Raw genomic sequence first — 24139 nt, 5'->3', positions numbered from 1 at the left:
CAGCTCTGTGCCGGTGACGCCCAGAGCCTGTCACGCGGAAGGCACCCCCATGTCTACCCCGCTCCTGGTCCAGGCCCTCGCCGCGCTGAGCGTTCCGGCCCTGGCCGGCGCCGCCCTGTTCGGGCTGCGCGTGCGCCGCGGCGACGGCGGCGCCGCCGTGCGCGAGGCCGGGCTGCGCGCCCGGGTCGCCGAACTGGAGGCCCGCTGCGCCGAACTGGAGCGCACCGCCTCCTGCGACCCGCTCACCGGCGTGTGGAACTACCGCCACCTGCAGCTCACCCTGGACCGGGAGATCGAGCGCTCCCGGCGCGCCGAGCAGAACGACCAGCACGACGGCCCGCGCCCGCTGGCCGTCCTGCTGCTGGAGATCGCCGGCTTCGACGCGGTGGTGGCCGAGCACGGGAGGGGCCGGTCCAACGCGGTGCTGCGCGACCTCGCCCAGCGGCTCGGCATGGAGATCCGCCGCTCCGACACCTTCGGCCGGTACAGCGGCGAGGAGTTCCTGGCGGTGCTGCCGGACACCGGCGCCGAGGGCGCCGCGCAGGTCGCCGAGCGGCTGGTCTGGTCGGTCCGGCGCCACCTGCTGCTGGACTGGTCCTCCGGGCCGCGGGCGGACCGCCGTCCGCACGGCAACGGGCTGACCGCCGCCGTCGGCGTCGCGGTGCTGCCCGCGGACGGTACGCACGCCGCCGTGCTGCTCCGGGCCGCGGACCGGGCCCTCGCCGAGGCCCGCGCGGCCGGGGGCGACTGCTGGCGCGCGGCCGGCTCCCCCCGGCCGGACAGCGGCTCCGATGCCGAGGGTGACCGTTCGGAAAAGGCGGGTAGTCTGTCGCCCTGTGTCGGAGAGGACCCCCTCTCCTCACCCGTCACACCACCTCTGCCTGCCATCGTGGCCGGGCTCGGCGACGCGCTGTCACAGCCGGTCAGCCGCACCCGGTCAGGCGAAAACGTGCCTTAGTAAGGTAAAACGCATGACGACGACCAGCTCCCGAATTCCGGTAACCAAGGCCGTGGTACCCGCGGCCGGACTGGGCACCCGCTTCCTTCCGGCCACCAAGGCCACCCCGAAGGAGATGCTGCCCGTCGTCGACAAGCCGGCGATCCAGTACGTCGTCGAGGAGGCCGCCTCGGCGGGCCTCTCCGACATACTGATGGTCACGGGGCGCAACAAGCGCGCCCTGGAGGACCACTTCGACCGTGCTTACGAGCTGGAGGAGCTGCTCGCCCGCAAGGGCGACCAGGACCGCCTGCGCCGGGTCCGCGAGTCCGTCGAGCTGGCGAACATGCACTACGTCCGCCAGGGCGACCCGAAGGGCCTCGGCCACGCCGTCTCGGTCGCCGAGCAGCACGTCGCCGGCCAGCCCTTCGCCGTCCTGCTCGGCGACGACCTGATCGACCCGCGCGACCCGCTGCTCGCCCGGATGATCGAGGTCCAGCAGGAGCTCGGCGGCTCGGTCGTGGCGCTGATGGAGGTCGATCCCTCCCAGATCCACCTCTACGGCTGCGCGGCCGTCAAGGCCAACGGCTTCGGCGAGGACGTCTTCCAGGTGACCGACCTGGTCGAGAAGCCCGACACCGCCGACGCCCCGTCGAACTACGCCGTCATCGGCCGCTACGTCCTCGACCCCTCCGTCTTCGACGTGCTGCGCGAGACCCCGCCCGGCCGCGGCGGCGAGATCCAGCTCACCGACGCGCTGCGCGAGCTGACCACCCGCGACGTCGAGTCCGGCGGCCAGGTGCACGGTGTCCTCTTCAAGGGCCGCCGCTACGACACCGGTGACCGCGCCGACTACCTGCGCGCCATCGTCCGCCTGGCCTCCGAGCGCGAGGACCTGGGCCCGGAGTTCCGCTCCTGGCTCCGTGAGTTCGTCGCCTCCGAGCTGCAGGACTGAGCAACCGACAGAGAGCGAGAGCGCCGATGACCGGGTCCACGGACAGCAGCACCACCCCCGCCGCAGCCTGCTGCGACGGCTCCGCGGACCCGGCACCGGCGCCCCGCCCCACCCGGATGTGGACCGTCGACGAGCACCTCGCCGACGTCCTCTCCGCGGTCGCCCCGCTGCCCGCGATCGAGCTCCCGCTGCTCGACGCCCAGGGCTGCCGGCTCGACGAGGACGTCCTCGCGACCGTCGACCTGCCGCCCTTCGACAACAGTTCGATGGACGGCTATGCCCTGCGGACCGCCGACACCGCCGGCGCCACCGCCGAGTACCCCTCGGTGCTCTCGGTGGTCGGCGACATCGCCGCCGGCGCCGGCGAGCTGCCGACGGTCGGCCCCGGCCAGGCCGCCCGGATCATGACCGGTGCGCCCGTGCCGCCGGGCTCCCAGGCCGTCGCCCCGGTCGAGTGGACCGACGGCGGCACCGGCACCGGCCTGGCCGCCGACGCGATGGGCGCCGCCGTCGAGGGCGAGGAGGTCCGGGTCCTGCGCCCGGTCTCCGAGGGCGCCCACATCCGCCGCCGCGGCAGCGACGTCGCCGCCGGCACCCGCGTGCTGGAGGCCGGCACAAGGCTCGGCCCGACCCAGCTCGGCCTGCTCGCCGCGGTCGGCCGGGCCACCGTCAGGGTCCGCCCCCGCCCGCGCGTGGTGGTGCTCTCCACCGGCAGCGAGCTGGTCCAGCCCGGCGAGCCGGTCGGCCCCGGGCAGATCGCCGACTCCAACAGCTTCACCCTCACCGCCGCCGCCGTGGACGCCGGCGCCATCGCCTACCGGGTCGGCGGGGTGCCGGACGACGCCGCACGGCTGCGCGCCGTCCTGGAGGACCAGCTCGGCCGGGCCGACCTGATCGTCACCAGCGGCGGCGTCAGCGTCGGCGCGTACGACGTGGTCAAGGAGGTCTTCGAGTCCTACGGGGGCGTGGACTTCCGCCGGCTGCGGATGCAGCCCGGCAAGCCGCAGGGCTTCGGCCGGATCGGCGCCGGCGACTCCGGCCCCGGCGTGCCGCTGCTGGCCCTGCCCGGCAACCCGGTCAGCGCCTACATCTCCTTCGAGCTCTTCGTCCGCCCGGTGATCCGCACCATGCTCGGCGCCGAGGACGTCCACCGCCCGGTGGTGCGCGCGGTCTGCCCGGTGGCGCTGCGCTCCCCGGCCGGCCGGCGCCAGTTCCTGCGCGGCGGGTACCGGGCGGCCGACGGCGTGGTCGAGCCGGTCGGCGGGGCCGGGTCCCACCTGGTCGGCGCGCTCGCCCGGGCGGACTGCCTGATCACCGTTCCCGAGGACGTCACGGAGCTGCCCGCCGGCAGCGAGGTCGACGTCGTCCTGCTCGGCGGCTGAGACCCCCGGCGCGACGGGCCGTCTCACCGGTACGGCCCGTCCCACGCCCCGGCCGGGACGGGGGGTACGGTAGCGCGGTATTCGATCTGCGCGCCCCCTGGAGCCACCCGTGACCACCTCACCCCCCGGCGACCGCCTCACCCACGTCGACGACCAGGGCGCGGCCCGGATGGTCGACGTCTCCGAGAAGGCCGCCACCGCGCGCACCGCCGTCGCGGCCGGCCGGGTCCGGGTCTCCCCCCGCGTGGTGGAGCTGCTGCGCGGCGAGGGCGTCCCCAAGGGCGACGCCCTGGCCGTCGCCCGGATCGCCGGGATCATGGGCGCCAAGAAGACGCCCGACCTGATCCCGCTCTGCCACCCGATCGCGGTCTCCGGGGTCAAGGTCGACCTCGCCGTCGCGGACGACGCGGTCGAGATCACCGCCACCGTGAAGACCACCGACCGCACCGGTGTCGAGATGGAGGCGCTGACCGCCGTCGCGGTGGCCGGCCTCACCGTGATCGACATGGTCAAGGCCGTCGACAAGGGCGCCGCCATCGAGTCGGTCCGGGTGCTCGGCAAGACCGGCGGCAAGAGCGGCGACTGGTTCGCGCCGGAGGCCGCGCAGTGACCGGCGCGGACGAGCCGCACGGGGTGCCGGCACGTGGCGGGGCGGGCATGCGGGCGCTGGCGGTGACCGTCTCCAACCGCGCCTCGGCCGGGGTGTACGAGGACAAGGGCGGCCCGCTGCTGGTCGCCGGCCTGCGGGCGATGGGCTTCACCGCCGACGGCCCCGAGGTCGTCCCGGACGGCGAACCGGTCGAGGCGGCCCTGCGGGAGGCCGTCGCGGCCGGTTACGACGTGGTGCTGACCACCGGCGGCACCGGCATCTCCCCGATGGACCTCACCCCCGAGATGACCGCCCGGGTCATCGACCGGGAGATCCCCGGCATCGCCGAGGCCGTCCGGGCGTACGGCCGTGAGAAGGTCCCGACCGCCTCGCTCTCCCGCGGGCTGGCCGGCCTCGCCGGACGTACCCTGATCATCAACCTGCCGGGCTCGACCGGCGGCGTCAAGGACGGCCTGGCCGTCCTCGAACCGCTGCTCGTGCACGCCGTCGACCAGCTCGGCGGCGGGGACCACGCCCGGCCCGACACGCCTGCTTCCGGGAGAGCGCACTGAACGCCGGCTGGCCGGTAGAGCTCCACGAGGGGGACGTCGCGCTGCGCCCGATCCGGGGCCGCGACCAGCGCGAATGGCAGGAGGTCAGCCAGCGGAACCGGGACTGGCTGCGCCGCTGGGAGGCCACCGTGCCGCCCGGCCCGGCCGGCCACAACGCCGGCCCGCGCCCGACCTACCGGCAGATGGTGCGCTTCCTGCGGGGCGAGGCCTCGGCCGGGCGGATGCTGCCGTTCGTCGTGCTCTACAAGGGTCAACTGGTCGGCCAGCTCACCGTCGGCGGGATCACCTGGGGCTCGATGTGCTCGGCCAACGTGGGGTACTGGATCGACGAGGCGGTGGCCGGCCGGGGCATCATGCCGACCGCGGTGGCGCTTTCGGTGGACCACTGTTTCGGCGCACTGGGACTGCACCGGATCGAGGTCTGCATCCGCCCCGAGAACGGGCCGAGCCGGCGGGTGGTGGAAAAGCTCGGCTTCCGCTCGGAGGGAATGCGACCGCGCTATCTGCACATCGACGGCGACTGGCGGGACCACCTGGTGTACGCGCTCACCGCGGAGGAGGTCCCCGAGGGGATGCTGGAGCGCTGGCGGATGCTCAGTTCCGGCCGCGGTCCCGGTAATTGAATATATGTTCGAATCGAATATCGATATGGCATCGGCACGCCGACGGACGGGCACAAATGCCGGCAAAATAGTCGGAGAATCAGCTTGATCACACGACACGCCGCGCCAAATTGCTACCGGGCCTTCCCCGGCGCCCGTACGGTGTGAAACGTGAGCAGTAGCGGCCTTATCTACGCCGTCATCGTAGGGGCCTGGGCCGCCTATCTCGTGCCGATGTGGCTCCGCAGGCAGGACGAGCTCAACGAGGCGCGCCCGACGGAACGCTTCAGCACCGCCATCCGCCTGCTGGCCGGGCGTTCGGCGCTGGAGCGGCGGGCATCCCGGGCCCTGGGCGACGAACCGCGTGACGGCGAGCAGAGCAGTGACGACGGCCCTCCCGAACGGGACGGGGCCGTCTCCGGCGACCCCGCGGACCCCGCGGACGGCGAGGACGGGGTGGACCGGGAGGTCGACCCCCGGGCCGAGCGCCCCGCCGGTCCCGACCCCGGTCCCGATCCCGAACCCGGTCCCGAACCCGCGCTCGGCCGCCCGGCCGAGCGCCCGGTGGACGGCGCCGACCGGCGGGCCGGGACCGAGCGCCGGGCGCGCCTGCTGGCCCGCCGCCGCCGGATGGTCAGCGCGCTCTTCCTGGCCTTCGCGCTCGGTGCGGTGGTCGCGGCGGTGGCCGGTCTGGCCTTCCTCTGGGTGCCGGCGGTGCCGGCGGTCCTCCTCACCCTCTACATCGGCCACCTGCGCAAGCTGGAGCGCCAGCGGTACGAGGTGAAGCTCGACCGTGCCCGGGCCGCCCAGGCGGCCGAGCGGCTGCGCCAGCGCGAGCAGCAGCGCACCGAGGCGCGCGCGGTCGAGGACGCCCCGGCGGAGCCCGTCGAGGAGCCCGTCCGCGCCCGACCGCACCTGCGGCTGGCCGCCGACCCGGCGCCGGCGGAGACCGGCCCGGCAGGCTCGGCCGGCTCGGCCTCGGCGGTGGCGGAGGCGACCGAGCACGAGGAGTGGGTCGACGGCATGCGCGAGCGCGCTGCGGCCGGCCCGGACTCCTGGGAGCCCGTACCGGTCCCGCTGCCGACCTACGTGACCGCCCCGGTGGCCCCCAGGGTCAGCCGCGGCCTCGACCTGTCGGCCCCCGGCACCTGGACTGCCGGCCGGCCGGCGGACGGACGCCCGGCGGAGGCCCGTGCTGCGGAGGTCCGCCCGGCGGAGGCCCGCACCACCCCGCTCTTCGACCAGTACGCCGATCCGTCGGCGGTGGAGAGCCGCCCCCGCGCCGCCAACGAGTGACGGTCCCGGGGGTGCTCCGGCACCCCCGACCAGGGCCGCGTTCCGGGGGTGGTCACGAGCCCCCTCCGAAAGGTGCTAGAGTTTCTTCTCGTTGGGGCTGTGGCGCAGTCCGGTAGCGCACCTCGTTCGCATCGAGGGGGTCAGGGGTTCGAATCCCCTCAGCTCCACCCAACAGGAAGTCCCGCCCGATCATCAGATCGGGCGGGACTTCTGCGTTGTGGGGGTGGTGGCGCCGGACGAGGTGTCAGGCGGCCGCCGCAGGGGTCCGGTTGGCCGGTGTGACGATGATCACTGCGGCGGGTCGTCGCCCTCCACGAGGACCACGGTGCAGCCGGCGTGGTGGACGCAGTACTGGCTGGTGGTGCCGAGCCGGGCGCCGGGCGGGGCGCAGCGGCCGCGGCGGCCGAGCACCAGGACCGCGGCGCCCGCGGCGGCCGAGACCAGGGCGGGGCCGGCCGGGCCGGCCTTGAGCCGGCGCCGGACGGCCGGGCGGCCCTGCGGCAGGCCGGCGGCGGCCACGGTCTCGTCGAGGATGGCGGCGGCGCGGCGCTCGGGCCCGAAGCCGTCCAGGGCGGGCAGGACCAGGCCGTGCGCGCCGTGCAGGGAGGGGAAGTCCCAGACGGTCACCGCCTCCAGCGGCCCGCCGGTGAGGGCGGCCAGCCGGGCGGCCCAGCGGAGGGCGGCGTGGGAGTGCGGGGAGCCGTCCACCCCGACCACGATCCTGCCGTCCGGCTGCGGAGCCATGGTTCGAGGGTAGGGCGGTCCGGCGGTCCGCGCCGGGAACGGCCGAGGGCCGGCCGGAGCGGGTGCTCCGGCCGGCCCTCGGGCGATCGGCGGGTTCGGCTGCCTACGGCCGGCCGGAGCCCGCGTACGGGCCCGACTGCGGGGCTCCGGACTGCGGGGGCACCGCGCCGTAGCGGGCCGGACGGCGGCCGCGCGGGTGGCGGGTGAGGGTGTACCCCGCGACGCCCGCCAGGGCGGCCAGGGCGCCGCCGCCGAGCGTCCAGAACCAGCGGCTGTTCCAGCCGGAGAACCAGCCGGTGTACCAGTGCTCCTCGGGCTCCTCCGGCGCGGCCGCCTTGGCGGTGGACGCGCCGCCGCCGGCCGGCGGGACCAGCGGGGCCTTGAGGTTTCCGCCCTCGGGCTGGGCGTTGTCCGCGTCGCCCTTGGCGCCGACGTGCAGCTGGACGGAGGCTGCAAGGCCGAGGTCCGGCTGCGGGGCGTCGGAGACCGAGAGGCGCACGTAGTAGGTGCCCGGCAGCGGGTCGCCGGACCACGGCTCGGCCCAGGAACGGACCTCGCGCAGGGTGCAGCTCAGGGTGATCGACGAGGCGCCGGTGTCGGCGGTCGCGTTCTGGGTGCCGCCGGTGCAGGACTGGCGGCGGCGCAGCCCGTCGAACACCTCGACGCTCCAGGTCTGCGGGCCGTGCCGGTCGGCGGCGGCGGCCAGGCCGACGGTCAGGCCGACCGTCGGGGTCTGGCCCTCGGAGGCGCCGAAGGCCCAGTAGAGGTAGTCGCCGGTGGAGGCGGCGACCTTGGCGTCCTGGCCGGGGGAGAGGTTGATGGCGGTCAGGAAGGACGTCCCGGCCTTGGTGGCCGGGGCGGGGGTGCCGCTCGCGGTGGGCGAGGGCGAGGCGGCCGAGGCGGCCGGGGCTGCGAGGGCGAGGGCCGGGAGCAGGGCGAGCCCGGCCAGGGCGCCGCGGATCGTCGGGTTGGGCATGGTCAGTTCTCCTGCCAGACAGCGATCCGCCAGCGCGCGATCCAGCCGAACAGCAGGCCGGTGATCAGGCCGGCCAGGGTGAGCACCAGCAGCAGGATCCAGCCGCGGCCGAGGCCCATCGCCGGGCCGTCCGGGGCGGGGGAGGCGGCGGCGAGGTCGACGGTCAGCTCCAGCGGCAGGCCCGGGTCGGCCTGGACGCCGGGCTGGCCGGCCAGCGAGTTGCTGACGACCAGGCAGACGGTGGTCTCCGGCTTGCCGCTCGCGGAGGCGGACGGCGTGGCGGTGGCGTAGCCCCTGGAGTCGTCGGTGGACCAGCGCAGGCCGGCGGAGATCACGTCGGTCCGGCCGCTGCCGGCGTCGGTGCCGCGGACCAGCTCCTGGCCGGTGGCGCTGGTGGCCTGCAGCAGGACGCCGTAGTCGCGGGCCACGGCCCGGTCCAGCGCGACGCTGACCGAGGCGCGCAGCTCCTGCCCGGCCTTGACCGGGACGCGGTAGACGCGGTGCTCGGAGAACTTCTCGCGGTCGCTGTAGACGCCGGGGGTGAGGACGGGCGCGCTCTCGCACTTGTCGGTGCCGGCGGTCTTGACCGGGGTCACCGTGTAGGTGTCGTTGGAGCGGTCGACGAGCTGCTTCACCTTGTCGGTGAGCTGCTCCTGGGTCCGGACGTCGGTGTAGGTGCCGCCGGTGGCGTTGGCGATGCAGAGCAGCTGCTGGCGGGTCTTGTCGTCGTGGGCCAGGCCGAGGGTGTCGACCACCAGGTGGATGCCCTGGGCGGCGAGCTCGCGGGCCACGTCGCAGGGGTCCGGCGGGGCGCAGGAGTCCTCGCCGTCGGTGATCAGCACCACCCGGCGGGTGGTCTCGCCCTTGCCGAGGTCCTGGGCGGCGCCGCGCAGGGCCAGGCCGATCGGGGTCCAGCCGGTCGGTCGCAGGGTGGCGACGGCGGTCTTGGCCTCGGTCTTGTTGGTCTTCCCGACCGGGAAGAGCTGCTTGGTGTCCTGGCAGCCCTGGGCCTTGTCGTCGCCGGGGTAGTTGGCGCCGAGGGTGCGGATGCCGAACTCGGTCTCCCCGGGCAGGGCGTCGATCACCTCGTTCAGCGACTGCTGGGCCACCGCGATGCGGCTCTTGCCCTGGATGTCGGTGGCCCGCATGGAGCCGCTGACGTCCAGCACGAGGTCGACCCGGGGGGCTTCCTTGCCGGTGGCTGCTCCGGCTGATGGTTCGTCGGCATGGGCGGGAAGGCCGCTGAGCAGCGCACCGCCGGTTATCGCCAGGGCGGCCAGCAGGCTGCCGAGCCTGGCCTTTGGTCGTCGTCCGGTAATCACGGGCCGATCCTAGGGCGTGCCCGAGGGGCCATCAGTTCCCCCCGGGCGCCCGGCCCGGGCCGACGGCGGGCCGGGCTCCGGCGCGAACTCCTGCGCGCCGGTGGGCGATCGGGCTGCGGATGCAGGGGCGTGCGCCGGTCGGCCGTGGACGGAGCACCCTTCCGGGGCGGTACAGCGCGCCCCGCGACGCCGGCGCTCCGGCGGCCGATACAGGACACACCGGACGGAAGAACACATACCCATGGACAGTGGTCGTTAGGGTGACGAAAAGGGGCACCGGTGCCGGACGGCGTCCGGCGCCGGCCGGCACGTCCGACCGGCGGGAGGACCCCGTACGGCTCCGCTCCGCGACACCACTGCAGCAGGACACCCCAGGACGGTCCGTGGCGACACCCTCCGCCGTGACGAGAACCGCCGGCCGGCCGCGCCGGGCGGTGACCACCCGGCGCAACACCGAACTCGCGCTGGTCCTGGCCGCCGTGCTGCTCGCCGTGCTCGGCTACGCCGAGGTGGGTGGCAACATCGACGGCTCGGTGCCCGCCGACGCGGGCGAGTACGGTGCCGCGCTGGGCGCGCTCGCGCTGCTGGCGCACGCCGTGGTCCGCTGGAAGGCGCCGTACGCGGACCCGCTGCTGCTGCCGATCGGCGTGCTGCTGAACGGGATCGGGCTGGTCGTCATCTACCGGCTGGACCGGGCCGCCCCCCGCGGTGACGCGGCGCCCGCCCAGCTGCTCTGGTCGGCCCTCGGGGTCGGGCTGTTCATCGCCGTGGTCCTGCTGGTGCGCGACCACCGGCGGCTGCAGCGCTACGCCTACCTCGGCGCGCTGGTGGCGCTGGTGCTGCTGGTCCTGCCGGTCCTCTTCCCGCCGGTGTACGGCTCGCGGATCTGGATCACGGTCGGTCCGCTGTCCTTCCAGCCGGGGGAGTTCGCCAAGATCCTGCTGGCGGTCTTCTTCGCGGCGTACCTGGCGGTGCACCGGGACGCACTGGCGCTCACCGGCCGCCGGGTCCGGCGGTTCCGGCTGCCGCCGGGGCGGGTGCTGGCGCCCGTCCTGGTGATCTGGGCGGCCTTCGTCGGCGTCCTGGTGCTGGAGACCGACCTCGGCACCTCGCTGCTCCTCTTCGGCCTCTTCGTGGTGATGCTCTACGTGGCCACCGCGCGCACCGGCTGGATCGTCATCGGCCTGGTCCTGGCCGCGGTGGCGGCGGTCGGGGTCGGCCTGCTCTCGCCGCACGTGCACAGCCGGGTCGGCGACTGGCTCGACCCGCTCGGCTCGATCGCGGCCGGCCGGGGCGCCAACCAGATCGCCCAGTCGCTGTTCGCCTTCGCCTGGGGCGGGGAGCTGGGCGCCGGGCTCGGCAACGGGCACTCGATCCTGATCGGCTTCGCCGCCAGGTCCGACTTCATCCTGGCCACCATCGGCGAGGAGCTGGGCCTGGCCGGGCTGTTCGCGGTGTTCCTGCTGTACGCGGTGCTGGTCTCCCGGGGTTTCCGGACCGGCATCGCCCTGCGGGACCCGTTCGGGCGGCTGCTGGCGATCGGGCTGGCGGCCATCGTCGGCCTCCAGGTGTTCGTGGTGGCCGGCGGGGTGCTGGACCTCATCCCGCTGACCGGGATGACGCTGCCCTTCGTGGCGCAGGGAGGCTCCTCGGTGGTGACCAACTGGATCATCGTGGCGTTGCTGGTCCGGATGAGCGACCTCGCCCGCCGGCCCCCGGAGGAGGGCTGATGGCCGGCGACCGAACCGGCAGCCGCACCGGCGACGGGCCCGGCGACCGGAGCGGGAACGGGCGTGGGAGCGGGAACGGCCGCGTCGGCGGCTCCCGGCCCCGACCCCGGTCCGGCCGGACCGGCAACGGCAGCGGGAACGGCCCGCAGGGCCTGCCCGGGATCTCCGTCACCGGCCGCCGGGCCGGCACCTTCTGCCTGCTGCTGATCGTGGCGCTCTGCGTGCAGGCCACCCGGGTACAGGTGTTCCGGGCCCGGGAGCTCAACCACAACCCCGCCAACCAGCGGCTGGTCATCGAGCGGTACTCCCAGCCGCGCGGCAACATCCGGGTCGGCGCCGACACCGTCACCGGCTCGGTGCCCACCGGGGGCCGGTACGACTACAAGCGCACGTACACCGCGGGGCCCCTCTACGCCGCCGTCACCGGGTACTCCTCGCAGGCCTACGGCAACAGTCAGCTGGAGGGGACCGAGGACGCGCTGCTCTCCGGCATCGACCCCGGGCTGGCGAGCTGGGCCGTCTGGGACGCCGTCGCCCGCCGGCAGAACCCGGGCGGCGACGTCTACACCACCATCGACCGGGCCGCGCAGGAGGCCGCGATGCGCGCGCTGGGCGACCAGAAGGGCGCGGTCGTCGCGATCGAGCCCGCCACCGGCCGGATCCTGGCGCTCGCCAGCACCCCCACGTACGACCCGGGGAGCTTCGCCGGCGCCGTCTCCGCCGACCAGGCGGCCTGGAACCGGCTGCAGGCCGACACCGACCAGCCGATGCTCAACCGGGCGCTGCGCCAGACGTACCCGCCCGGTTCGGCGTTCAAGGTGGTCACCGCCGCGGCCGCGCTGCAGCACCGGGTGGTCACCGACATCGACGCGCCGACCGGTGCGCCGTACCCGTACGTGCTGCCGGGCACCACGACGACGTTGCCCAACGACACCCCGGTGTGCAACCAGCCGGGGCAGTCGCTGGACGCCGCGATGGTCCACAGCTGCAACAGCGTCCTGGGCTACCTCGGGGTGCAGGTCGGCCTGGAGGGCATGGTCGCCACGGCGGAGAGCTTCGGGTTCAACGACGCCAGGCTCGACGTGCCGGTCCGGCCGGCCCGCTCGGTCTTCGACACCGAGATGGACCAGGCCCAGCTCGCCCTCTCCTCGATCGGGCAGTACGACACGGCCGCCACCCCGCTGGTGATGGCGATGGTCGCGGCCGGGATCGCCGACAACGGCACCGTGATGCGTCCACAGCTTGTGGACAAGCTGACCCGCAGCGACGGGACCACCGTCCAGCTGATGCAGCCGACCGCCTACCGGCAGGCGGTGACCCCGGCGGTGGCCGGGCAGGTGCAGCGGCTGATGGTCGACGCGGTGGAGACCGGCACCGGCCGCAACGCCCGGATCGCCGGTGCGGTCGTCGGGGGCAAGACCGGAACCGCCCAGCACGGAGCGGACAACGGCGGGACGCCGTACGCGTGGTTCGTCTCCTGGGCCAAGCCGGCCGGCTCGGGCGCGGTGCCGCCGGTGGCGGTCGCCGTGGTGATCGCGGACAGTAACGCCACCGATGTGACGGGTGGCGGGCTGGCGGCGCCGGTCGCCCGTGCGGTGATGGAGGCCGTGCTCAGTGGTTGAACCACTTCGGCGCCCCTGACCTGGGGCTTAGCCGCTGACGGAGGGTTCCGCCGTTGGCGAAGTGTCCGGTTTGTGTAGGCGGATCTGACAATTCGTACAATGCGCTCGATCGTACTGTTCGTTTGCGACACTGGTGCATTCGCGCGGTACTGTCCCATCTTTGTTCGGTTGGTCCGCGATGACACCAGATGGCGCGTCGAGTGACCGGCCGCTAGGACACCCTCCCCGCCTAGAAGGATCGTCGTTTTGGCCAGCAACACCGTTGGTGCGCGTCTGCTGCGACGCAAGCCCGTCTCCGCCCTGATCGCCGAGAGCGAGGGCGCCGACGCCCTGCCCGCCGGCGCTCCCGAAGAGGGCGGCCGATCCGGCATCCACCTGCGCCGCTCGATCGGCCTCTGGCAGCTGTCCTCGATCGGCATCGGCGCCACCATCGGCACCGGCATCTTCTTCGTGCTCAACAGCGCGGTGCCGTCCGCCGGCCCGGCCGTGATCCTCTCCTTCGTGATCGCCGCGATCACCGCGGGCCTCACCGCGCTCTGCTACGCCGAGATGGCCTCCGCCATCCCGGTCTCGGGCTCCTCGTACTCGTACGCCTACGCCACCCTCGGCGAGGGCGTCGCCTTCGTGGTCGGCATCTGCCTGCTCATGGAGTACGGCGTCTCGGCCTCCGCGATCGCGGTCAGCTGGGCCGAGTACCTGAACAAGTTCCTCGACCTGGCCATCGGCTGGCAGATCCCGGACCAGCTGGCCGGCGCGCCCGGCGACGGCCACTGGTTCAACCTGCCGGCGCTGCTGCTGGTCGCCATGGTCTGCTTCCTGCTGATCCGCGGCGTCAGCGAGTCGGTGAAGGTCAACGCGGCCATGGTGGCCGTGAAGATCGTCATCCTGGTGCTCTTCATCGGCGTCGCGCTGACCGCGTTCCACTCCGGCAACCTGACCCCGTTCATGCCGCTCGGCATCGGCGGCGTCCAGGTCGCGGCCTCCAGCATCTTCTTCTCGTTCATCGGCCTGGACGCCGTGTCCACCGCCGGCGAGGAGGTCAAGAACCCGCGCCGCACCCTGCCGCTGGCGATCATCATCTCGCTGGTCGTGGTGACGCTGCTCTACATCCTGGTGGCCCTGGCCGGCATCGGCGCCCAGCCCTGGGAGAAGTTCGACGGCCAGGAGGCCGGTCTCGCCCAGATCCTGCAGGACATCACCGGCCAGAGCTGGCCGGCGATGATCTTCGCGGTCGGCGCGATCATCTCGATCTTCTCCATCACCCTCGTGGTGATCTACGGCCAGACCCGCATCCTGTACTCGATGGGCCGCGACGGCATGCTGCCCAAGCGGTTCGCCCAGCTCTCGCCGCGCACCGGCACCCCGGTCTGGAACACCATCGTGGTCGGCCTCGGCGTCGGCGCGCTGGCCGCCTTCATCCCGCTGGAGAAGCTGGCCGACATCACCAGCCTCGGCACCCTGATCGCCTTCTCGGTGGTCTCGATCGGCGTGATCGTGCTGCGCCGCACCCAGCCCGACCTGCCGCGCGGCTTCAAGGTCCCCGGCTACCCGGTCGTCCCGCTGCTCAGCGTCGGCTTCTGCATCTACCTGATCACCGGCCTGCACGCGGACACCTTCGAGGCCGGCGCCGTCGCGCTGGTCGTCGCGGTGGCCGTCTACTTCGGCTACAGCATCAAGCACTCCAAGCTGGAGCGCGCCGAGGAGACCGCCGCGGTCGAGCAGCCGGCCGACAGCAAGGTCGGCTGAGCCCGAGGCCCTGCAGGGCACCCGCGCACGGGGCCGCCGGTGGTGACGCACCCCGGCGGCCCCGTGCGTCACGCCGGACACTCCCCGGAGCCGACATGGCGACATGGCACCGCCCCCGCACATAACCTTCCACCATGGTGAGCACCCGCACGCCCGGCTTCTCCCGCCCGCGCGGCCGCTTCACCGGCCGTACGAGAACGCCGGCCCCGGCCGTAGCGGCCGGATCGACGACCAGACCCGGACGCCTGATCCGCGGCCTCGGCCCCCGCCCGTTCCCCCGACAGCGTGGTGAGAACACGTTTCCGCCCACGCCCGATCGGCTGAATCCCGCCCTCCTCGCCGCGCGGCGCCGCGTCCAGTTCCTCGGCTGCCTGATCGCCGCCGGCTGGGCGGCGGCCTTCCCGCTCGTCTCCGACCTGCCCAACCAGCGGCTCTGGGGCGCCCTCGCCGCCCCCGCCTACGCCCTCGCCGGGCTCCTCTGCCTGACCCTGCCGCGCCGGATCGGGCCCCGTGCCGCGGCCGCGACCGCCCTGATCGGCGCCGTCCTGGTGCCGCTGGCCCTGCTGGCCCTGGAGGGCCGCCACCAGTCCGAGGTGATGGTGGTCGAACGCTCGGCGCACCTGCTGCTCACCACCGGCAGCCCGTACCTGCCGCACCCCGTGGTCGTCACCGACTACAACCCGTACCTGCCGGCCATGTCCCTGTTCGGAATGCCCCGCGCCCTGGTGGGCGACGGCAACCCGGTGGCCCAGCTGGTGGGCGACGCCCGGATCTGGTTCGCACTCGCCTTCATCGTCTGCCTGCTGGCGAGCTGGCGGCTGCTGCGGCCGACCCGCGACCGCGCGCCGCTGCTGCCGCTGGCGGTGCTCACCGCCTCGCCCCTGATCGCGCTGGCCCTCGCGGTGGGCGGGGTGGACCTGCCGCTGATCGGGGTCTGCTGCCTGGCCATGGCCCTCGCCGAGCGGGACCGCACCATCGGCGCCGGGCTCGTCCTCGCGGTGGCCTGCACGCTGAAGTGGACGGCCTGGCCGGCGCTGCCGGTGGCCGTGCTGCTGCTCTGGCGGCTCTACGGGCGCCGCCCGGCCGCCCGGGCCGGGCTCACCGCCCTCGGAGCCGGCCTCGTGGTGATCGTGCCCGCCGCACTGGCCCGGGCCGACGCGCTGCGCGAGCAGGTGGTGCGGTTCCCGTTGGGCCTGACCGCGATCCAGACGCCGGCCGGCAGCCCGTTGCCGGGCAAGGTGCTGGCGGGCTTCGGGCCGACCGGGCACTCGGTGTCGCTGGCGCTGATGACGATCGGCGGGCTGGGAGTGGCGATCTGGCTGCTGGCCCGGCCGCCGGTCTCCGCGATCGCCGCCGCCGACCTGCTGGCGGCCGGGCTGGCGATCGCGTTCATGCTCGCCCCGGCCGGGCGGTTCGGCTACCTGGCGCTGCCGTCGGTGCTGGTGATCTGGCCCCGGCTGGCGGCCCGGCGGTGGAGCGCGCGGCCGCCCGTCCCGGCCGGCTGCCTGATGGCCCGGCCGGAGGCCGTCCTGCCCCGGAGGTGACCGGGGCAGGACGGGAGCCCGGGCTCAGCGGTTGCCGGCGGCCTTGATGACGGCGGCGACGGCCGGACCGGCGGCGTCGGCGCCGTGGCCGCCGCCCTGGACCTCGGCGGCGAGGGCGAGGTTCCCCCGGTAGGCGGTGAACCAGCTGTTGGTGGTGTCGATGCCGGTGGCCTCCGCCGAGCCGGTCTTGGCGCCCGCGTTGTCGGAGATCCCGGCCATCACCGCCTTGGCGGTGCCGTCCTTGGCGGTGGCCGCCATCATCGCGCGCAGCTTGCCGGCGGTGTCGGGGGAGAGGTTGCGGGCCGCCTTCTGCTGCGGCAGGTCGGCGACCATGATCGGCTGCTTGAACTCGCCGCTCTGCACCGTGGCGGTGATCGAGGCGATGGCCAGCGGGTTCATCTGGATCTTGCCCTGGCCGATGGACTGCATGGCCTGCTCGTCCTTGTTGGTGCCGGCGTCCGGCACCCGGCCGTCGGCGTTGGGCAGGCCGGTCTTCCACTCCAGGCCGATGCCGTACACGTCCTTGGCGGTGGAGGTCAGCGCGCCCGGCTTGAGGCTGGCCAGGCCCTGGTCGATGAAGGCGGTGTTGCAGGAGATCATGAAGTCCTGCTGCAGCGTGTTGTTCGGGTAGGCGTCCGGGAACGAGTTCGGGATCGCCTTCGGGTTGCTGCTCTTCACCGGGCAGGGCACCACGGTGTCCGGGTTGACGCCGGCCTCCAGCAGGGCCGTCGACGTGACGATCTTCATGGTGGAGCCGGGGGCGAGCAGGCCGAGGAAGGCCCGGTTCTGGCCGTTGGCGGGCGCGTTGGCGAAGGCCAGCACCTGGCCGGTGCTCGGCTCGATCGCGACGATCGAGCCGGACTTGCCGCCGAGGTCGGCCATCGCCTTCTCGGCGGCGGCCTGCAGCGTGTTGTCGATCGTCACCTTGAACGGCTTGGCCGGCTTCGGCTCGACGATGGTGAACAGCCTGTCGGTGGCGCCCTTGCCGTCCGCGGTGGTGATCACCACGCCGCTCCCGGCGTCGCTCTGGTCCTTGCTCGGGTCGGCCGCCTGGATCTTGCGGACGTTGTCCTGCAGCGTGGCGAGCAGCGTCGGGGTGATCGAGGCACCCTGCAGCGGCTTGTTGTTGCGGTCCACCACGTTCCCGGGCGGGGCGAAGACCGGCTGGGTGGAGATCACCTCGCCGGGGCCCAGGTGGGGGTGGATCACCGTCGGCGCCCAGTGCACGGCCGGGGTGTCGTCGCTCATCTTCACGACGCTCAGGAAGCCGTTGTAGTCCCAGACCCGGTTGGTGCCCTCGAACTCGGCGCGGGCCTTGAAGCCCATCAGGACGCCGGCCGGCGCCGCCGAGGCGGACGGCGAGGCGGATCCGGTGCCGGCCGCGGACGGGGTGGCGGAGGCCGCGGCGGTCGCGGACGGCTTGGCGGCCGGCGAGGGCGTCCCGGTCGCGGAGGCGAAGGCGGCCGGCGTGGCCGGGCCGGACGGCGCGAGGGTCAGCCCGCTCGGCTTCACCTGGTCCTTGAAGGCGGTCAGCGCGGCGGTGGCGGCCGCCGGGTCGTCGGTCAGCCCGGCCGCCTTGCCGAGGTCACCCGCTGCCCAGGCCTCCAGGAAGTCCTTGGCGCCGGCCGCCGCCTGCTCGGCGGTGGGGGGCTCGGCGACCACCGTCCGGGGCTTCTTCGCCTCCGGCGTACCGGAGTCCGAGCCGCCCACGAGGCTGTACGCCCCGTACCCGCCGCCCGCGAGCACGGCGAGGGACACGCCGGTGATGATGCCGATCTTCGCGCCTTTGCGCATGGTGCTGCTCCCCCAAGGGTCTGGCGACTGGACGCAACCGGAGTGGCCGGATACGCGTTCGGTGCTCAGCCTAGGCAGCCCGTCTCCGCAGGCCGACGACGCGGCCGGGACTTGTGACGGATCTGGTACGTGCCGCGCACCCCGTCCGCAAGGTCCCCGTGCTCGGAACCGTCAGATCCAGCTGTCGAACCACATCCGCCTGCGCCAGTCCTCCATCGGAATCGTCTGCCCCGTATACAGGGGGTGGAAGAACAGAAAGTTCCACACGATCAGCAGGACCAGCAGACCGGCCGTGGTGGAGCCGATGATCCGGCGGTCCCGGCTCGCGCCGGCCGGCCCGATCAGGGCGCCGACCAGCATCGTCACGGCGAGGACCACGAACGGGACGAAGGCCACCGCGTAGAAGAGGAAGATGGTCCGCTGCTGGTAGGCGAACCAGGGCAGGTAGCCGGCGGCCAGACCGCAGAGCACCGCGCCGGCCCGCCAGTCCCGCCGGGCCGCCCAGCGCCACAGGCAGTACGCCAGCGCGACCACGCCCGCCCACCAGAGCAGCGGGGTGCCGATGCCCAGCACCTCGCGGGCGCACTCGCTCGCGGTGCAGCCCGCCTGGCCCTGCTTGGGGGACTCGTAGAAGAAGGAGACCGGCCGGCCCAGCACCAGCCAGCTCCACGGGTTCGACTGGTAGGTGTGCGGGTCGCTCAGGTGGGTGTGGAAGTCGTACACCGTCGAGTGGTAGTGCCACAGGGCCCGCAGGCCCTCGGGTATCCACGGGTAGTCGGTGGACCGGCCGACCGCCCAGTCGCGGCCGTAGCCGCCCCGGCCGGGCAGGTTGCTGCTGGCGAACCAGCCCCACCACGAGGTGACGTACACGACCGCGGAGACCACGACGATCGAGACGAAGGCCGGTACGGCGTCCCGCACCAGCGTCCCCAGGTACGGGCGGCCGGCGCCGGCGAGGCGGCGGGCCCCGGCGTCCCAGAGCACCGTCATGAGGCCGAAGGCGGCCGCCACGTAGAGGCCGCTCCACTTGGTCGCGCAGGTCAGGCCGACGCAGACGCCGGCCGCGATCCGGTACGGGCGCCAGCCCAGGTTGAGCCGCTGGGCCGCCGCGGCGTCCGCGATACCGCCGAGCCGCTCGGCGATCCGGGCCCGGGTGCGGTCGCGGTCCAGCAGCAGGAAGCCGAAGGCGGCGAGGATCCAGAACATCACCACCAGGTCCAGCAGCGCGGAGCGGCTCAGCACGAAGTGCAGGCCGTCCACCGCCAGCAGCAGCCCCGCCACGCAGCCCAGCAGCGTGTTGCGGAAGAGCCGGCGGGCGATCCGGGCCACCATCAGGACCGAGAGGGTGCCGAGCAGCGCCACCGCGAAGCGCCAGCCGAAGGGGTTCATGCCGAACAGCTGCTCGCCCGCGCCGATGATCCACTTGCCGACCGGCGGATGGACGACGTAGCTGGCCTCCGGCCGGTAGGGCACCTCGTCGCCCGCCATGATCTGCTCGTTGGCGCCCTCGGGCCAGCTGATCTCGTAGCCGCCGTGCCAGAGCGCGTACGCGTCCTTGGCGTAGTAGGTCTCGTCGAAGATGATCGCGTGCGGCTGCCCGAGGCCGCTGAACCGGAGCGCCCCGGCGAACAGTGCCACCGCGAGCGGGCCGATCCAGCCCGCCCACCGGCAGAGCCAGGACCAGAGGCCCTGCGGCACGGGTACGCCGAGCCGCAGCAGCAGCGGGGAGGGTGCGACCCGCGCCGGGGTGACCCGGGGGCCGTCCGGCATCGGCGGCGCCAGCCGGTCGGCCAGTGCGGCCGTGCGCGGGGCGGTGTAGCCGTACCGGGCCAGGCGGCGCACCCAGGCCGGGCGCGCCGCCGGGCCCTCGGTGCCGGGAGCGCGCGGGCCGGGGACCGCGGGGGACGGCTGGTCCGTCAGGACCGGCACGCCGACGCCGCCCTGCGCGGTGTGGTCTGTACCCGTGGGCGTCTGCGCCGCCGTGTCGCCGTTCATCCGCCACATCGTAGGGGCGCTCCCGGAAGGCAGGACGGCTCCCTCCGAAGCTGCCCGAATCGTCACCAAAAGCACCGGGGCCCGCCGGAGACCCGCCCGGGCCGCCGATGCTGGGAGGATGGGGCGCGTGACAGGAGTACTCGTTCTCGCAGGCACCCCCATCGGCGACGTCTCGGACGCCCCGCCCCGGCTGCTCACCGAGCTGGCCACCGCGGACGTGATCGCGGCGGAGGACACCCGGCGGCTGCGCCGGCTCACCCAGGCGCTCGGGGTCGCCCCCGCCGGGCGGGTGGTCTCCTACTTCGAGGGCAACGAGGTCGGCCGCACCCCCGAGCTGGTGGAGGCGCTGCTCGGCGGCGCCCGGGTGCTGCTGGTCACGGACGCCGGGATGCCCTCCGTCTCCGACCCCGGCTACCGGCTGGTGGCCGCGGCGGTGGCCGCCGACGTCAAGGTCACCGCGGTGCCCGGCCCGTCCGCCGTGCTCACCGCGCTGGCGCTGTCCGGCCTGCCGGTCGACCGCTTCACCTTCGAGGGCTTCCTGCCGCGCAAGACCGGGGACCGGGCCCGCCAGCTCGCCTCGATCGCCGCCGAGCCGCGCACGATGGTGTTCTTCGAGGCCCCGCACCGGATCGCCGAGGCGCTGGCCGCGATGGCCGGGGCCTTCGGCGCGGACCGCCCCGCCGCCGTCTGCCGCGAGCTGACCAAGACCTACGAGGAGGTCAGGCGCGGCCCGCTCGGCGAGCTGGCGGCCTGGGCGGCCGAGGGCGTCAAGGGCGAGATCACCGTGGTGGTCGCCGGCGCCCCGCCGGCCGCTCCGCAGGAGCTGACCCCGGCCGAGCTGGCCCGCCTGGTGGCCGTCCGCGAGGAGGCCGGCGAACGGCGCAAGGAGGCCATCGCCGCCGTCGCCGCCGAGCTTTCGCTACCCAAGCGGGAGGTCTTCGACGCGGTGGTCGCGGCCAAGAACGCGGACCGGGGGGAGACCGGCCCGAGGCCGTGAGATCCGGGGGTGCCGCTCCCGGTGCGGACGCGTACCTTGGAGGGAAGGCCCCTGGTAAACACCCGTCGAGCTGAAGCTTCGGTCGGGATTTCGGGACAGGATCCACCCTTTCGTATAGGGATTCCCAACCCGCTCCCAAGTCTTCACAAGACGGGCATCGGCCGGGGTGTTCCGGGCATTTCCTGGATGGGAAAGACCCAGCCGGGCGAGGGCCCGGCGGGCGCTGGGAGACGGCTATGAGTGAGACGATCGGTAGCCCCCGCGGTGGCAATGCGCTGAGCGACCCCGGCCTGACCGGCCGGCCGCACACTCCCGTCGAGACCGTCCGGGAGGCGTACTCCTTCGCCTGCCTGAGCTGCGGGTACGGCTGGGAGCAGACGTACGACATCGAGCACCACGTGGGCCGGGACGGGCACGTCGTGTTCGAGTACCACGCCAACGGCGTCCGGGTGCCGTCCCCTCTGCTCAAGCCGACCTGCCCGGGCTGCGGCGGCCACACCGTCCGGATCATGCGCGAGGGCCGGGTGGCGTCCGCGGACCAGCCCCGGCACCACGCCCCCGGGTACTCGGCGCACGCCGAGCCCGCCGGCGCTCCTCCCGCCGCGGCCCCGACGACGGCCGAGCCGGCCAGACCGCGCGGACGCTGGGCCCGGTTCTGGTCGCGGCTGACCGGCTGACCGCCGCTGCGCCGCCCCGCCGCGGGGCGGCGCCAGGGCCACCCGTGCCGGGCCGCCCGCCCCGAGTGATCGGTCGAGGGCGGCCCTCGCACGCGATTAAGCTTGCCGACCATGGCGGCCACTGCAGAGCACAGCACCACCGGGAGCACCACCCCGGCGTACTACGTTTCCACCCCGATCTACTACGTCAACGATCGCCCGCACCTGGGCCACGCCTACACCACGGTGGCCGGCGACGTGCTGACCCGCTGGCACCGCCAGCGCGGTGAGAAGGTCTGGTTCCTGACCGGCACCGACGAGCACGGCCAGAAGATCCTGCGCACCGCCGAGGCCAACGGCGTCAGCCCGCAGGAGTGGTGCGACAAGCTGGTCGAGGAGGAGTGGAAGCCGCTCTGGCAGCACCTGGAGATCGCCAACGACGACTTCATCCGCACCACCCAGGAGCGGCACACCGCCCGGGTTCAGGAGTTCGTCCAGGACCTCCACGACAAGGGCGAGATCTACAAGGGCGGCTACTCCGGCCCGTACTGCGTCGGCTGCGAGGAGTACAAGCTCCCGGCCGAACTGCTGGACGGCGCCACCGAGGGCGAGAAGCTCTGCGCGGTGCACAAGCGGCCCGTCGAGTGGCTGGAGGAGGAGAACTACTTCTTCCGCCTCTCCGCGTACGGCCCGAAGCTGCTGGAGTTCTACGCCGCCAACCCGGACTTCATCCAGCCCGCCTCGGCCCGCAACGAGGTGCTGCGCTTCGTCGAGCAGGACCTCAAGGACCTCTCGATCTCCCGCTCCACCTTCAACTGGGGCGTGCCGCTGCCCTGGGACGAGAAGCACGTCCTGTACGTGTGGGTGGACGCCCTGCAGAACTACATCACCGCGGCCGGCTACGGCACCGACCCGGAGCGCTTCGCCGAGCTCTGGCCCGCCTCCGTCCACCTGGTCGGCAAGGACATCCTGCGCTTCCACGCGGTGATCTGGCCCGCGATGCTGATGGCCGCCGGGCTGCCCCTGCCCAAGCGGGTCGTGGCCAACGGCTGGCTGATGGTCGGCGGCGAGAAGATGTCCAAGTCCAACCTGACCGGCATCGCCCCGACCGACCTCACCTCGCACTTCGGCGTGGACGCCTACCGCTACTACTTCCTGCGGGCGATCCCGTTCGGCACCGACGGCTCGTTCTCCTGGGAGGACTTCTCCGCCCGGTACACCTCCGAGCTGGCCAACGACTTCGGCAACCTCGCCTCGCGGGTCGCGGCCATGGTCGGCAAGTACTTCGACGGCGTGCTGCCCGCCGCCACCGCCGCGGGCGCCGCCGAGCAGGCCGTGGCCGACGGCCTGACCGCCGCCGTCGCGGCCGCGGACCGGAAGATCGGCGAGGAGCTGGACTTCGCCGGCGGCATCGCCGCCGTCTTCGACTTCGTCAAGCAGGTCAACGGCTACCTCACCGAGCAGGAGCCGTGGAAGGTCGCCAAGGACGACTCGGAGGAGGGCCGGGCGCGGCTGGCCACCATCCTCTACACCGCCGCCGAGGCGCTGCGGGCGACCGCCGTCCTGCTCAACCCGGTGATGCCGGCCACCGCCGAGAAGCTCTGGGCCTCGCTGGGCGCCGAAGCGGCCGGCCTCGGCGCGCTGTCCGCCCAGACCGTCGCCACCGCGGCGGACTGGGGCCGGCTGCCCGCCGGCGCCACCGTCACCAAGGGCGAGATCCTGTTCCCCCGCCTGGAAGAGAAGCCGACCGCCTGATGCCGAAGAAGACGGACGACGACCGGTCGACGCCACCGCCGCTGCCCGCCCCGCTGGCGGTGGCGGTGGCCGACTCGCACACCCACCTGGACATGCAGTCCGGCACCCCGGAGGAGGGCCTGGCCCGCGCCGCCTCCGTCGGCGTGACCACGGTCGTCCAGGTCGGCTGCGACGTGCCCGGCTCCCGCTGGGCCGCCGAACTGGCGGCCCGGTTCGAGCAGGTGCACGCGGCCGTCGCCCTGCACCCCAACGAGGCGCCGCGCATCCACCTCGGCGACCCCGACGGCTGGTCCGGGCAGCAGCGCCCGGCCGGCGGGCGGGCCGCACTCGACGCGGCGCTCGCCGAGATCGACGCGCTCGCCGCACTGCCGCAGGTGGTCGCGGTCGGCGAGACCGGCCTGGACTACTTCCGGACCGGCCCGGAGGGCGTGGAGATCCAGAAGGAGTCGTTCCGCCGCCACATCGAGATGGCCAAGCGGCACGGCAAGGCCCTGGTGATCCACGACCGGGACGCCCACGAGGACGTCATCGCCGTCCTGCTGGAGGAGGGCGCCCCCGAGCGGACCGTCTTCCACTGCTACTCCGGCGACGCCGAGATGGCCAAGGTCTGCGCCGAGCACGGCTGGTACCTCTCGTTCGCCGGCCCGGTCACCTTCAAGGCCAACCAGCCGCTGCGCGACGCCCTCCTCGCCACCCCGCTGGACCGCGTCCTGGTCGAGACCGACGCGCCCTTCCTCACCCCGCACCCGTACCGGGGCCGCCCCAACGCGCCCTACCTGATCCCGGTCACGGTGCGTTCGATGGCCGAGACCCTCGGGCTGCACGAGGACGAGCTGTCGGCGGCGATCGCGGCGAACACGGCCCGGGCCTTCGGATACTGAGCCGGTCGCCCCGCGCAGGACACCCCCCGGGGCCGGGCCGCAAC

General features: G+C 73.9%; 20 protein-coding genes and 1 tRNA gene. 16 read left to right on the top strand and 5 right to left on the bottom strand.

Going from position 1 to position 24139, the window contains the following annotated elements:
* Nucleotides 1-49 precede the first annotated feature (49 nt).
* The 8 genes from MCM47_RS32960 to MCM47_RS32925 all read left to right on the top strand — a co-directional run bounded on the left by MCM47_RS32960 (nt 50) and on the right by MCM47_RS32925 (nt 6500).
* Entirely contained in the window at nt 50-958 is a 909-nt protein-coding gene (locus MCM47_RS32960) for a GGDEF domain-containing protein (RefSeq protein WP_238949770.1), read from the top strand.
* A 13-nt stretch (nt 959-971) separates the two neighbouring features.
* The gene (gene galU / locus MCM47_RS32955; RefSeq protein WP_238949767.1) at nt 972-1892 is read left to right on the top strand and encodes a UTP--glucose-1-phosphate uridylyltransferase GalU; all 921 of its coding nucleotides are present in this window, start codon (nt 972-974) and stop codon (nt 1890-1892) included.
* 116 nt (nt 1893-2008) lie between these two features.
* Nucleotides 2009-3274, top strand: a complete 1266-nt coding sequence (gene glp / locus MCM47_RS32950) for a gephyrin-like molybdotransferase Glp (RefSeq protein ID WP_238949851.1) — start codon at nt 2009-2011, stop codon at nt 3272-3274.
* A gap of 169 nt (nt 3275-3443) precedes the next feature.
* Nucleotides 3444-3884 carry a cyclic pyranopterin monophosphate synthase MoaC gene (gene moaC / locus MCM47_RS32945; RefSeq protein ID WP_238949850.1) on the top strand — a complete coding sequence of 147 codons (441 nt, stop codon included), beginning with the start codon at nt 3444-3446 and terminating at the stop codon, nt 3882-3884.
* A 47-nt stretch (nt 3885-3931) separates the two neighbouring features.
* Nucleotides 3932-4435: a molybdenum cofactor biosynthesis protein B gene (locus tag MCM47_RS32940; protein ID WP_238949849.1), complete on the top strand. Its 504-nt coding sequence runs from the start codon at nt 3932-3934 to the stop codon at nt 4433-4435.
* The gene (locus tag MCM47_RS32935) at nt 4432-5058 is read left to right on the top strand and encodes a GNAT family N-acetyltransferase (protein WP_238949848.1); all 627 of its coding nucleotides are present in this window, start codon (nt 4432-4434) and stop codon (nt 5056-5058) included. The genes MCM47_RS32940 and MCM47_RS32935 overlap by 4 nt, the downstream gene beginning before the upstream one ends.
* A 150-nt stretch (nt 5059-5208) precedes the next feature.
* A complete protein-coding gene (glpR, locus tag MCM47_RS32930; protein ID WP_238949765.1) occupies nt 5209-6333 on the top strand; it encodes a gephyrin-like molybdotransferase receptor GlpR in 1125 nt (374 codons plus the stop codon).
* 93 nt (nt 6334-6426) lie between these two features.
* Nucleotides 6427-6500, top strand: a tRNA-Ala gene (locus tag MCM47_RS32925).
* A 121-nt stretch (nt 6501-6621) separates the two neighbouring features.
* Here MCM47_RS32925 and MCM47_RS32920 read toward each other — a convergent pair.
* From MCM47_RS32920 to MCM47_RS32910, 3 genes are all read right to left on the bottom strand, one after another.
* Nucleotides 6622-7077 carry a universal stress protein gene (locus MCM47_RS32920; protein ID WP_238949763.1) on the bottom strand — a complete coding sequence of 152 codons (456 nt, stop codon included), beginning with the start codon at nt 7075-7077 and terminating at the stop codon, nt 6622-6624.
* A 103-nt stretch (nt 7078-7180) separates the two neighbouring features.
* Nucleotides 7181-8053 carry a peptidase gene (locus tag MCM47_RS32915; protein WP_238949761.1) on the bottom strand — a complete coding sequence of 291 codons (873 nt, stop codon included), beginning with the start codon at nt 8051-8053 and terminating at the stop codon, nt 7181-7183.
* 2 nt (nt 8054-8055) lie between these two features.
* Nucleotides 8056-9375, bottom strand: coding sequence for a VWA domain-containing protein (locus MCM47_RS32910; RefSeq protein WP_238949759.1), 1320 nt, complete (start codon nt 9373-9375; stop codon nt 8056-8058).
* A gap of 401 nt (nt 9376-9776) precedes the next feature.
* Between MCM47_RS32910 and MCM47_RS32905 the strand changes: the two genes are divergently transcribed.
* From MCM47_RS32905 to MCM47_RS32890, 4 genes are all read left to right on the top strand, one after another.
* Nucleotides 9777-11105, top strand: a complete 1329-nt coding sequence (locus MCM47_RS32905) for an FtsW/RodA/SpoVE family cell cycle protein (protein ID WP_238949753.1) — start codon at nt 9777-9779, stop codon at nt 11103-11105.
* The gene (locus MCM47_RS32900) at nt 11105-12727 is read left to right on the top strand and encodes a penicillin-binding transpeptidase domain-containing protein (RefSeq protein ID WP_238949752.1); all 1623 of its coding nucleotides are present in this window, start codon (nt 11105-11107) and stop codon (nt 12725-12727) included. Before MCM47_RS32905 ends, MCM47_RS32900 begins: the two co-directional genes overlap by 1 nt.
* 246 nt (nt 12728-12973) lie before the next feature.
* Nucleotides 12974-14473, top strand: coding sequence for an amino acid permease (locus MCM47_RS32895; protein WP_238949751.1), 1500 nt, complete (start codon nt 12974-12976; stop codon nt 14471-14473).
* 134 nt (nt 14474-14607) lie between these two features.
* The gene (locus MCM47_RS32890; protein ID WP_238949750.1) at nt 14608-16017 is read left to right on the top strand and encodes a glycosyltransferase 87 family protein; all 1410 of its coding nucleotides are present in this window, start codon (nt 14608-14610) and stop codon (nt 16015-16017) included.
* Nucleotides 16018-16041: 24 nt separating this feature from the next.
* On the opposite strand, the gene MCM47_RS42735 is transcribed toward MCM47_RS32890, so the two are convergent.
* Nucleotides 16042-17811, bottom strand: a complete 1770-nt coding sequence (locus MCM47_RS42735) for a penicillin-binding transpeptidase domain-containing protein (RefSeq protein ID WP_305068055.1) — start codon at nt 17809-17811, stop codon at nt 16042-16044.
* A gap of 171 nt (nt 17812-17982) precedes the next feature.
* Entirely contained in the window at nt 17983-19806 is a 1824-nt protein-coding gene (locus MCM47_RS32880; RefSeq protein WP_238949748.1) for a dolichyl-phosphate-mannose--protein mannosyltransferase, read from the bottom strand.
* Between the two features lie 127 nt (nt 19807-19933).
* On the opposite strand from MCM47_RS32880, the gene rsmI reads away from it, so the two are divergent.
* The 4 genes from rsmI to MCM47_RS32860 all read left to right on the top strand — a co-directional run bounded on the left by rsmI (nt 19934) and on the right by MCM47_RS32860 (nt 24095).
* Complete coding sequence (gene rsmI, locus MCM47_RS32875) at nt 19934-20803, top strand: 16S rRNA (cytidine(1402)-2'-O)-methyltransferase (protein ID WP_238949746.1); 870 nt, start codon at nt 19934-19936, stop codon at nt 20801-20803.
* Nucleotides 20804-21039: 236 nt separating this feature from the next.
* Nucleotides 21040-21480, top strand: a complete 441-nt coding sequence (locus tag MCM47_RS32870) for a hypothetical protein (RefSeq protein WP_238949745.1) — start codon at nt 21040-21042, stop codon at nt 21478-21480.
* A gap of 111 nt (nt 21481-21591) precedes the next feature.
* Nucleotides 21592-23214 carry a methionine--tRNA ligase gene (gene metG, locus MCM47_RS32865; RefSeq protein ID WP_238949743.1) on the top strand — a complete coding sequence of 541 codons (1623 nt, stop codon included), beginning with the start codon at nt 21592-21594 and terminating at the stop codon, nt 23212-23214.
* Nucleotides 23214-24095 carry a TatD family hydrolase gene (locus MCM47_RS32860; protein WP_238949739.1) on the top strand — a complete coding sequence of 294 codons (882 nt, stop codon included), beginning with the start codon at nt 23214-23216 and terminating at the stop codon, nt 24093-24095. The genes metG and MCM47_RS32860 overlap by 1 nt, the downstream gene beginning before the upstream one ends.
* Nucleotides 24096-24139 lie beyond the last annotated feature (44 nt).

This window comes from Kitasatospora sp. A2-31 (assembly GCF_022288725.1).
In the GTDB taxonomy this organism is placed as follows: domain Bacteria; phylum Actinomycetota; class Actinomycetes; order Streptomycetales; family Streptomycetaceae; genus Kitasatospora.
Note: the sequence above shows the minus strand (reverse complement) of the source record. Positions and strands in the feature narration are given on the sequence as shown.